Annotated in this window: 11 protein-coding genes; 4 read left to right on the forward strand and 7 right to left on the reverse strand. The window is 67.9% G+C overall.

The window, feature by feature from the left end; genetic code table 11:
- Positions 1–47: 47 nt before the first annotated feature.
- The gene (locus LDQ05_RS18365) at positions 48–1439 is read right to left on the reverse strand and encodes a glycine--tRNA ligase (protein WP_226438394.1); all 1392 of its coding nucleotides are present in this window, start codon (positions 1437–1439) and stop codon (positions 48–50) included.
- Positions 1440–1604: 165 nt separating this feature from the next.
- Between LDQ05_RS18365 and LDQ05_RS18370 the strand changes: the two genes are divergently transcribed.
- Entirely contained in the window at positions 1605–1973 is a 369-nt protein-coding gene (locus tag LDQ05_RS18370; RefSeq protein ID WP_226438395.1) for an ArsR/SmtB family transcription factor, read from the forward strand.
- On the forward strand, positions 1970–2506 hold the full coding sequence (locus LDQ05_RS18375; protein ID WP_226438396.1) for a Fur family transcriptional regulator: 537 nt from the start codon (positions 1970–1972) through the stop codon (positions 2504–2506). The genes LDQ05_RS18370 and LDQ05_RS18375 overlap by 4 nt, the downstream gene beginning before the upstream one ends.
- Here LDQ05_RS18375 and LDQ05_RS18380 read toward each other — a convergent pair.
- Genes LDQ05_RS18380 through recO form a run of 3 tightly spaced genes read right to left on the reverse strand, consistent with a single transcriptional unit; the run spans position 2401 to position 4374 of the window.
- A complete protein-coding gene (locus LDQ05_RS18380) occupies positions 2401–2799 on the reverse strand; it encodes a hypothetical protein (RefSeq protein WP_226438397.1) in 399 nt (132 codons plus the stop codon). The genes LDQ05_RS18375 and LDQ05_RS18380 overlap by 106 nt on opposite strands.
- Positions 2796–3602: an isoprenyl transferase gene (locus tag LDQ05_RS18385; protein ID WP_226438398.1), complete on the reverse strand. Its 807-nt coding sequence runs from the start codon at positions 3600–3602 to the stop codon at positions 2796–2798. Before LDQ05_RS18385 ends, LDQ05_RS18380 begins: the two co-directional genes overlap by 4 nt.
- Positions 3559–4374 carry a DNA repair protein RecO gene (recO, locus tag LDQ05_RS18390; RefSeq protein WP_226438399.1) on the reverse strand — a complete coding sequence of 272 codons (816 nt, stop codon included), beginning with the start codon at positions 4372–4374 and terminating at the stop codon, positions 3559–3561. Before recO ends, LDQ05_RS18385 begins: the two co-directional genes overlap by 44 nt.
- Positions 4375–4480: 106 nt before the next feature.
- On the opposite strand from recO, the gene LDQ05_RS18395 reads away from it, so the two are divergent.
- Positions 4481–5899, forward strand: a complete 1419-nt coding sequence (locus LDQ05_RS18395) for an amidase (RefSeq protein ID WP_226438400.1) — start codon at positions 4481–4483, stop codon at positions 5897–5899.
- A gap of 2 nt (positions 5900–5901) precedes the next feature.
- Positions 5902–6483, forward strand: coding sequence for a TetR/AcrR family transcriptional regulator (locus LDQ05_RS18400; protein ID WP_226438401.1), 582 nt, complete (start codon positions 5902–5904; stop codon positions 6481–6483).
- A 25-nt stretch (positions 6484–6508) separates the two neighbouring features.
- Here the strand turns inward: LDQ05_RS18400 and era are convergent, their stop codons facing one another.
- From era to ybeY, 3 genes are read right to left on the reverse strand one after another with little or no spacing between them, the layout of a single operon-like run.
- On the reverse strand, positions 6509–7426 hold the full coding sequence (era, locus tag LDQ05_RS18405) for a GTPase Era (protein WP_226438402.1): 918 nt from the start codon (positions 7424–7426) through the stop codon (positions 6509–6511).
- Complete coding sequence (locus tag LDQ05_RS18410; RefSeq protein ID WP_226438403.1) at positions 7423–8736, reverse strand: hemolysin family protein; 1314 nt, start codon at positions 8734–8736, stop codon at positions 7423–7425. Before LDQ05_RS18410 ends, era begins: the two co-directional genes overlap by 4 nt.
- 40 nt (positions 8737–8776) lie before the next feature.
- Positions 8777–9319 carry an rRNA maturation RNase YbeY gene (gene ybeY, locus LDQ05_RS18415; RefSeq protein WP_226438404.1) on the reverse strand — a complete coding sequence of 181 codons (543 nt, stop codon included), beginning with the start codon at positions 9317–9319 and terminating at the stop codon, positions 8777–8779.
- Positions 9320–9417 lie beyond the last annotated feature (98 nt).

Here is a 9417-nt window from a genome sequence, read left to right on the forward strand (position 1 = left end):
GTGCGCGCTTCTGGTAGTGGGTACTACCAGAAGCGCGCACGGGTGGGTCAGGCGCCGATCAACCGCTGCGCGAGGTAGCCCTCCACCTGGTCGAGGGACACACGCTCCTGCTCCATCGTGTCGCGCTCACGGACGGTGACGGCCTGGTCCTCGAGGGTGTCGAAGTCGACGGTGATGCAGAACGGGGTGCCGATCTCGTCCTGGCGCCGGTAGCGGCGTCCGATGGCCTGCGCATCGTCGAACTCGACATTCCAGTTCTTGCGCAACTGCGCGGCGAGGTCCTTGGCCTTCGGACTGAGATCGGCGTTGCGGCTCAGCGGCAGCACCGCAGCCTTCACCGGTGCCAGCCTGCGATCGAGGCGCAACACGGTGCGCTTGTCGACACCGCCCTTGGCGTTGGGGGCCTCGTCCTCGACGTAGGCGTCGACGAGGAACGCCATCAGCGAGCGGGTCAGACCGGCCGCCGGCTCGATGACGTACGGCGTGTAGCGCTCGTTGGCGGCCTGGTCGAAGAAGCTCAGGTCCACACCGGAGTGCTCCGCGTGGGTGGACAGGTCGAAGTCGGTGCGGTTCGCGACGCCCTCGAGTTCACCCCACTCACTGCCCTGGAACCGGAATCGGTACTCGATGTCGACGGTGCGCTTCGAGTAGTGCGACAGCTTGTCCTTCGGGTGCTCGTACAGCCGCAGATTGTCCTTGTTGATCCCGAGACCCGTGTACCAGTCCATGCGGTAGTCGATCCAGTACTGGTGCCACTCCTCGTCCTCACCCGGCTTGACGAAGAACTCCATCTCCATCTGCTCGAACTCGCGGGTGCGGAAGATGAAGTTGCCGGGCGTGATCTCGTTGCGGAAGCTCTTACCGATCTGTCCGATGCCGAACGGCGGCTTCTTGCGCGAGGTGTTCAGCACGTTCGCGAAGTTCACGAAGATGCCCTGCGCCGTCTCGGGCCGCAGGTAGTGCAGGCCGTCCTCGGACTCCACCGGCCCGAGGTACGTCTTGAGCATCATGTTGAAGTCGCGGGGCTCGGTCCACTGGCCGCGGGTACCGCAATCGGGGCACACGATCTCGCTCATCGGCACCGCATCGGGGTCGTCGAGGTTGTTCTTGTCCGCGTACGCTTCCTGCAGGTGATCCTGGCGGTGCCGCTTGTGACAGCTCAGACATTCGACGAGCGGGTCGTTGAAGACACCGACGTGACCGGAAGCCACCCACACCTGACGGGGCAGGATCACCGAGGAGTCGAGACCGACGACGTCCTCGCGGCCGGTGACCATGTTGCGCCACCACTGCTTCTTGATGTTCTCCTTGAGCTCCACACCGAGCGGCCCGTAGTCCCAGGCCGACCTGGTGCCGCCGTAGATCTCACCGCAGGGGTAGACCAGACCTCGGCGCTTCGCGAGATTGGCGACGGTATCGATCTTGGATTTGGGTGCCACTCGGGTTCTCTCCATCTTCGATGCGGGTTCGCAACATGCGTCGACCTCCAAGCCTATCGCTCCGCCGTCCGCGCCGGACACGCCGGTTGACATGCACATCCGTGCATATCAAAATGGAATCGGTTTGCAATAACAAGAGGACCATCGGTTCGGTGAGGAGCGCCCATGAGCGTCGCTACCGGCCGGGACGACTGCGTGGCGAACGCCCCTGTTCCCGGCCACGATCCAGCGTGCACGGCCGCACCGACCGTGCCGGCGGACACCCTCGTCGCGGCCGGCGAACTGCTGCGGGCACTCTCCGCACCCGTCCGCATCGCGATCGTGCTGCAACTGCAGCAGTCGGCGCAGTGCGTCCACGAACTCGTCGCCACACTCGGCGTCACCCAGCCACTGATCAGCCAGCACCTGCGCGTCCTCAAGACCGCGGGTGTGGTGCGCGGCGAACGGTCCGGACGGGAGGTCGTCTACCACCTCGCGGACGATCACCTCGCCCACATCGTCGTCGACGCCGTCGCCCACGCCCAGGAAGGATGAACCCGGCCGTGACCTCCACCCGCAAACCCCTCGTCGGGGTGCGCTCCACCAGACAACGCAGCGCGATCGTGGCGCTGCTCGACAGCACCGACGAGTTCCGCACCGCCCAGGAACTGCACGAAGAACTGCGCCGCCACGGCGAGGGAATCGGGCTGACCACCGTCTATCGCACACTCCAGTCCCTCGCCGAGTCCGGCAGCGTCGACGTGCTCCGCACCGACTCGGGCGAATCCATCTTCCGGCGCTGCTCGTCCGGACACCACCACCACCTGGTCTGCCGACACTGCGGATTCACCGTCGAGGTCGACGGCCCCGAGGTCGAACGCTGGTCGTACGCGATCGCCGAGGACAACGGATTCTCCGACGTCAGCCACACGATCGAGATCTTCGGGTCGTGCCGGACCTGCGCGACCGCGGACCGACCCCCTCAGGACGCGGCGAGAGATTCCCGCGCGCCGGCGGCACCGTCGAGGACCAGCAGCAACATCGTCGTCAACGGGGTGTCGTCCAACCCGGTCGCCGGGAAGGAGTAGCGCCACACCACGTCGACGTCGCTGTCGCGTTCGACGACGTGGACGGATCCGAACTGCAGCGCATCGGCGATCCCGGCAACGCGGGCACGCACACCGTCACCGGCCGGCAGATCCCAACCGAGCACACCGGTGAGCGACACCACGTCGAGTCCGTCGGTGAGGGTCACCACCTGCAACGCGAACGGCACCGATCCGTAGTCGAAGCCGAGCGCATCGTCACCACCGGCCTCGGCGCCACGCACCTCGACGAACGGGGTGAGCAACGTCGCGATCCGGTCCTGCAGCGCACTCACTTCACACCCCCGAACCGACGGTCGCGCGAGGCGTACTCGACACACGCCGCCCACAGATCCCTCCGGTCGAAGTCCGGGAAGTTCTTGTCCTGGAACACCATTTCGGCGTAGGCCGACTGCCAGAGCAGAAAGTTCGACGTGCGTTGCTCGCCCGACGGGCGCAGAAACAGGTCGACGTCGGGCATGTCGGGTTCGTCGAGGTGCCGCGCGATCGTCGCCTCGGTGACCTTCTCGGGATCGAGTTCTCCCGCCGCGACCCGACGTGCGATCTCGCGGGCCGCGTCGGCGATCTCGGCACGCCCCCCGTAGTTGACGCACATCGTCAGGGTCATCACGTCGTTGTCCCTCGTGAGCTCTTCGGCGATCTCGAGTTCCTTGATGACGCTGCGCCACAGTCGCGGTCGCCGTCCCGCCCACCGGACCCGCACACCCATTTCGTGCATCTCGTCGCGGCGGCGACGGATCACGTCGCGGTTGAAGCCCATGAGGAACCGGACCTCGTCGGGACTCCGCTTCCAGTTCTCGGTGGAGAAGGCGTAGGCCGACAGCCACTCGACACCGATCTCGATGCACCCTTCGACGGTGTCCATCAGGACGGCCTCGCCGCGTTCGTGGCCCGCGGTGCGTGGCAGACCCCGCTCCTGCGCCCAGCGGCCGTTGCCGTCCATCACGAGCGCGACGTGCCGCGGGATCAGCTCCGGTTGGATGATCGGGGCGCGCGCACCCGACGGGTGCGGGTCGGGTGGACGGATCACACGGTCAGGCTGTGGGTGCGGTTCGCGGCGTCGGATCACGGTGTTCATCCTGCCTGATGCCCGACCGGGCCGGACCGGGCCCGGTCGGTCCGCTGCGCTCGACGAGCGGCAGCGTGCGCAGTTGCCGTTCGAGGTGCCACTGCAGGTGCGCGGCGATCAGGCCGCTCGCCTGGCTGCGCACCGCGTCGGGGACGTCGCCGATGTCGTCCCAGCGTCCTCGGTCGAGGGCATTCATGAGTTCGAGCACACCGGGCGCGGGTGTCGCGGCACCGGGCGGTCGGCAGTGCACGCACACGGCACCGCCGGCCGCGACGTGGAAGGCGGTGTGCGGCCCCGGCCGGGCGCACCGTGCACAGTCGGTGATCGCGGGCGCCCAGCCGGCATAGAGCATCGCGCGCAGCAGATACGCGTCGAGAATCAGTTCGCAGGGACGGGCGCCGTCGCACACCGCACGCAGCGCACCGACCGTGAGGGCGTGCAGCCGGGGCACGGGGGCGCGTTCCTCCCCGGCGAGCCGCTCGGCGGTCTCGAGGATCGCACACGCCGTCGTGTAGCGGCCGTAGTCGCCGACGATGCCGACCGCGAACGCGTCGAGCGTCTGGACCTGGGTGACGATGTCGAGGCTGCGTCCGGGGTGCAGCTGCACGTCGACGTGGGCGAACGGCTCGAGCCGCGCGCCGAACTTCGACCGAGTGCGGCGCACGCCCTTGGCCACCGCCCGCACCAGTCCGTGACGACGGGTGAGCAACGTGATGATGCGGTCGGCCTCGCCGAGCTTGTGCTGACGCAGCACCACGGCGTTGTCCCGGTACAGCCTCACACATCCGAGTGTGTCACGTCGCGCCGACACCGCATCGGTCCGACCCTCGACAGCGGGAATGGAACGCGTTATCGTTCGTTCGAACGAACAACACTTGGGGGATGTCATGACCACGCAGGACACGCCGACCCGCTCCGCCGACCTCACCGCGACCGTCGCCGCACTCGACACCGGCGCGACCACCTCCGTCGACCTGACCCGCGCCGCGCTCGACCGGATCGACGCGAGCAGGACCACCCTCAACGCGTTCCGCGTGGTCCGCGACACCGCCGCGACGACCGAGGCGGCCGACGCCGATCGCCGGCGCGCCGCCGGCGAACACCTGCCGTTGCTCGGCGTGCCGATCGCCGTCAAGGACGACACCGACGTCGCCGGGGAGTCCACGGCCTTCGGATGCCCCGGCGACTTCCGGCCCCGAACCGAGGACGCCGAGATCGTCCGCCGGCTGCGGGAGGCCGGAGCGGTCATCGTCGGCAAGACCCACTCGCCCGAGCTCGGCCAATGGCCGCTCACCGGCAGCAGCACCTTCGGGCACACACGCAATCCGTGGTCGCGCGAACACACCCCCGGTGGCTCGTCGGGTGGCGCGGCCGCGGCCGTCGCCGCCGGGCTGGTGCCCGCCGCGGTCGGTTCCGACGGCGCCGGCTCGGTGCGCATTCCGTCGGCATGGACCAACCTCGTCGGCATCAAACCGCAACGCGGGCGGGTCTCGACGTGGCCCGAGCCCGAAGCGTTCTACGGACTCACGACACACGGCCCGCTCGCCCGGACCGTCGCCGACGCCGCGTTGCTGCTCGATGTGATCTCGGGCAACCATCCCGGCGATCTCCATCGCTGCACCCCGACGAGAATCTCCGATGCCGTCGGCCGCGATCCGGGGCGACTCACCGTCGCGTTGTCGCTGAAGGCACCGTTCACCGCGACACCGCACCCCCTCGATCCGCAGGTCCGATCCCGTGTCGTCGCGCTCGCGGCGACCCTGCGCGACCTCGGGCATCGCGTCGTGCTCGCCGACCCCGACTACGGATTCGCCTTCGGTCTCGATTTCCTGCCCCGCTCACTGGCCGGGATCGACGACTGGCTCCGACGGTTGCCCGACCCGACGCTCGCCGACGCCCGCACCCGCAGCAACGCCCGCACCGGCCGGTTGCTGCACGGCCTTCCGCTCCGCGCAGCACGGGCCGCCGAACCGTACCTGCGACGCCGAGTCGGTCGTATATTCGAGACCGTCGACGTCGTCCTGGCTCCCACGACCGCGACGCCACCGCCGCCCGTCGACGCGATCGACGGCATCGGCGGGTGGGCGACCGACAAGGTGATCACCGCGACGTGCCCGTATGCGTGGCCGTGGAACGTCCTGGGTTGGCCCGGCGTGAACGTCCCCGCGGGATTCACCGACGGCGGACTTCCCGTCGGCGCACAACTTCTCGGACACACCGAATCCGAACCGCTGCTCGTGGCACTGGCCTCGCAGCTCGAATCGGTGCTGCGGTGGCACGAGCAGACCCCCGAACGGTGGTGGTGACGGTGGGCACCGACGCACGACGACGCATCATCGATGCGACACTGCACCTGGTGGGGATCGAGGGGATCGCGGCGATCAGCAACCGCCGCATCGCCTCTCACGCCGGCGTGTCACTCGGGTCGATCACCTACCACTTCCCCAGCCAGGCCGATCTACTGCGTACCGCGTTGACGACCTTCGCCGAGGAGGAAACCGAACGGTTGCGGGAGATCGCGGAAAGCTATCGGGCACAGTCGTTGTCACTGAGCGAGGCAGCTCACGTCGTCGAGCGTGTGGCAGAGGATCTCGCGTTCACCGCCGAACGGATCGCACCGTTCGAACTGTACGTCCAGGCCGGCCGAGACCCCGATCTGCGTGAGGCCACCGCCGAGTGCTGGGCCGGATACGACGCGCTGACCGTTGCGATCCTCACGGCACTGGGGGTACCGCGTCCCGAAACCCTCGCGCCCACACTGGTGGCGACGATCGCCGGGCTCCAACTGCGGCGACTGTCCACCGGGGCCGACGCCGACCTCGCGTCATCGGTACTGTTGCTGCTCCACGCAGCCACCGCGCATCCCGAGCGAATGTATCGCTCGCTCTGATCAATCGAGCGAGCGATACATTCGCTCAGAACCCCAACCGTCCGAGCTGTTTCGGATCACGCTGCCAGTCCTTGGCGACCTTGACGTGCAGGTCCAGATAGATCTTCACGCCGAGGAGTTTCTCGATCTGGGTGCGGGCCGCGGTACCGACCTCCCGTAGGCGTGCACCGCCCTTTCCGATGACGATGCCCTTCTGGCTGGGTCGCTCCACGTACAGGAATGCGTGCACATCAAGCATCGGACCCTGCTTCTCGGTTCGCCCCTCGCGTTCGCGGACCTCCTCGATGACGACGGCCAGCGAATGCGGCAGTTCGTCGCCGAGCCCCTCGAGCGCGGCCTCGCGGATCAGCTCGGCCATGAGGGTTTCCTCGGGTTCGTCGGTGAGCTCACCGTCCGGGTAGAACGCCGGACCCGGTTCCATCTTCGACGCGAGCACGTCGACGAGGACCTCGACCTGTTCACCCGACGCGGCGGACACCGGCACGACATCGGCGTCGGCGCCGAGCAGCTTCGACACGGCCATCAACTGCGCGGCGACCCGGTCCTTGCCCACCTTGTCGATCTTCGTGACGATGCCGACGACCGGGGTCCGCGGCGCGACGTGCCGCACCTGCTCGAGGATCCACCGGTCGCCGGGCCCGATCTTCTCGTCTGCCGGAAAGCACATGCCGATCGCGTCGACCTCCGAGTAGGTGTCGCGCACGAGATCGTTGAGCCGCTGGCCGAGCAGGGTGCGCGGGCGGTGCAGTCCGGGCGTGTCGACGAGGATCAGTTGGGCGTGCTCGCGGTGCACGATGCCGCGAATGGTGTGCCGGGTCGTCTGCGGTCGCGACGACGTGATCGCGATCTTGCTGCCGACCATCGCGTTCGTCAACGTCGACTTGCCGGTATTGGGCCGTCCCACGAAACAGATGAAGCCGGAACGGAAGTCGGTGTCGGTCATGAGTGCTCCTCGGAGGTCTCCGCGTCGGGGGCGGTCGGGTCGGGTTCTGGGGCGCGACGCACGAACACGGTGTTCACGCGCACACGGCCGCGCACGTCGGGGCCGCCCTCGCCGTGCAGGACGAGTCCGTGGGTGGTCACCTCGGATCCGGGCAACGGGACGCGACCGAGTTCGTAGCCCAGGAGTCCGCCCACGGTGTCGACCTCGTCGTCGTCGATCTCGATGCCGAACACCTCACCGAGATCCTCGACGGGGAGCCGCGCCGACACACGGTAGGTGCCGTCTCCGAGATCCTCGATGTCGGGGATCTCCCCGACGTCGTACTCGTCGGCGATCTCACCGACGATCTCCTCGATGACGTCCTCGATCGTCACCAGACCGGCGATACCGCCGTACTCGTCGACGAGGATCGCCATGTGGTTGCGGTCGCGCTGCATGTCGGAGAGCAGGTCGTCGAGCCGTTTGGAATCGGGCACGAACACCGCCGGGCGCATCACATCGGCGACCGAGACGCTGCGCCCGCTGTCGCGCGAGTGGTATGTCTGCTGGACGAGGTCCTTGAGATAGACGACACCCAGCACGTCGTCGACGTTCTCGCCGATGACGGGGATGCGGGAGTGGCCGCTGCGCACCGCGAGCGAGGTCGCCTGCCCGGCCGACTTGGACTCCTCGATCCACACCATCTCGGGTCGCGGCACCATGATCTCGCGCGCGGTGGTGTCACCGAAGTCGAAGACGGACTGGATCATCCGCCGTTCGTCGTCGGCGACGACACCGCGCTCCTGGGCCAGGTCCACCAGTTCGCGCAGTTCGATCTCGTTGGCGAACGGACCGTTCCGGAATCCGCGACCGGGCGTGAGGGCGTTGCCGACGAGGATCAGCACCCTGCTGAGCGGTCCCAGGATCACCCCGAGGATGCGCATCGGTGCCGCCGCGGTCATCGCGATCGTGTACGCGTGTTGGCGGCCGAGGGTGCGAGGGCCGACACCGATGACGACGTAGTCGACGACCACCATCACAGCCGCACTGACAACGAGGGCCCACACGGTGTCGAGGTCGCCGAGGAGGACCCCGGCGAGCACCACCGTCGCGGTGATCTCGCACAGAATGCGCAGCAGCACCGCCAGATTCACGTGGCGGGGGCGGTCGTCGAGCATCTCGAGCAACCGGTGTGCCCCCGCCCGGCCGTCCTTGGCGATGTCTTCCACCCGGGCGGCGGAGACGGTGTTCAGCGCCGAGTCGAGCGCGGCGAACACACCGCCGAAGAGCACCAGCACGAGTGCGAGCACGATCAGCAGCACGGTGGTCACGCGATGTTCCCTCCCCGGCGCCGGTCACCTGCCGGCGGCATCACTTGTCCGGATCGTCGACGAAACCCGTCTTGCCCAGCAACTGCTGGTCACGGGCGGCGAGACGCGCTTCGCGTTCGGCGCGGCGCAGGTCCTCGTACCACTGCGTCAGGAGGTCGTTCTGGAGACCGAACATCTCCTTCTCCTCCTCGGGCTCCGCGTGGTCGTAGCCCAACAGATGCAGCATGCCGTGGACGGTGAGCAGCGCGAGTTCGTGTCCCAGCGAGTGACCGGCCTTGGCTGCCTGATCTGCCGCGAACGACGGGCACAGCACGATGTCGCCGAGCATCGACGGGCCGGGTTCCGGTGCGTCCGGACGACCGCCCGGCTCGAGTTCGTCCATCGGGAAGGACATCACGTCGGTGGGTCCGGGAAGGTCCATCCACCTCATGTGGAGATCCGCCATCGTGTCGGAGTCGACCAGCACCATCGACAGTTCCGCCGCGGGATGCACGTCCATCCTGGCGATGACGAAGCGGGCGACGTCGAGCAGGTCCTCCTCGACGACGTCCATGCCCGATTCGTTCGAGATCTCGATGCTCATCGATGTCGTTCCTTCTGCACGGCGGAGTGCGGTTGCGTGGGCGGTAAGTCGGCCGACCCGTGCGCACTTCTGGTAGCCGGAGCTACCAGATCGGAAGA

Source organism: Rhodococcus yananensis, from assembly GCF_020515525.1.
GTDB classification, from domain to species: Bacteria; Actinomycetota; Actinomycetes; order Mycobacteriales; family Mycobacteriaceae; genus Rhodococcus; species Rhodococcus yananensis.

What these genes read in the sequence shown, in the direction of transcription:
- era (WP_226438402.1), bottom strand. Translation starts at nt 7,426, where the DNA reads ATGACCGACACCGACTTCCGTTCCGGCTTCATCTGTTTCGTGGGACGG.
- LDQ05_RS18395 (WP_226438400.1), top strand. Translation starts at nt 4,481, where the DNA reads ATGACCACGCAGGACACGCCGACCCGCTCCGCCGACCTCACCGCGACC.
- LDQ05_RS18375 (WP_226438396.1), top strand. Translation starts at nt 1,970, where the DNA reads ATGAACCCGGCCGTGACCTCCACCCGCAAACCCCTCGTCGGGGTGCGC.
- ybeY (WP_226438404.1), bottom strand. Translation starts at nt 9,319, where the DNA reads ATGAGCATCGAGATCTCGAACGAATCGGGCATGGACGTCGTCGAGGAG.
- LDQ05_RS18370 (WP_226438395.1), top strand. Translation starts at nt 1,605, where the DNA reads ATGAGCGTCGCTACCGGCCGGGACGACTGCGTGGCGAACGCCCCTGTT.
- LDQ05_RS18385 (WP_226438398.1), bottom strand. Translation starts at nt 3,602, where the DNA reads ATGAACACCGTGATCCGACGCCGCGAACCGCACCCACAGCCTGACCGT.